The 670-nt window shown below is 66.7% G+C and carries 1 protein-coding gene; it reads right to left on the reverse strand.

Annotated elements, in window-relative coordinates:
- Window positions 1-670: fibronectin type III domain-containing protein (locus D187_RS37205; protein WP_043433567.1), on the reverse strand; the 670-nt coding region annotated here is incomplete at both ends.

Consider the following 670-nt stretch of genomic DNA (forward strand, 5'->3'; position numbering starts at 1 on the left):
CCGTTGGTGACGTTGCCGAAGGCGTAGTTGATGTGGGTCAGCTTGCTCGCCGAGCCGCTCGTGACGATGTTCTTGACGTGGTAGTTGCGTCCGTAGACGCCCCACTGGGCGAAGTAGCCGAGAATGATGGAGCCGCCACCGCCGGTGTTCGCGCTGGTGGTGACATTCAGGCCAGAGCTCTTGGCGGACGTCCCGGACTCGTTCCGAGCGGCCACGGAGAACGTGTAGGCCGTACTGGCGCTCAGACCCCCGACGGTGTAGCTCGTGGAGGTGCCATTCGTCTGGGCCACGCGGGTGCTGCCGTTGTAGACGTCATAGCCCACGATCGAGCAGTTGGTGCCGGCGCTGGGCGCGGTCCACGACAGGCTGACCGACGACGCATCCTTCGAGGGCGAAGTCAGACCCGACGGAACGCCCGGCGACACCGTGCAGTTGCCGCCCGACGCGCTCGTGGTGACCGAGAGGGTGCTGGAGGCCGCCGAGACGTTGCCCGCGGCGTCCTTGGCCTTGACGGAGAACGAGTAGGCGGTGGAGGCGCTCAGGCCCCCGACGGTGTAGGACGTGCTGGTGGAGCTGCCGGCGAGCGAGCCGTTGCGGTAGACGTCATAGCCCGTCACACCGACGTTATCGCTCGAGGCGCTCCAGCTCAGCGTGACGGAGGTGGAGGTCT

Origin of the sequence: Cystobacter fuscus DSM 2262 (assembly GCF_000335475.2) — a bacterium.
Lineage (GTDB): Bacteria > Myxococcota > Myxococcia > Myxococcales > Myxococcaceae > Cystobacter > Cystobacter fuscus.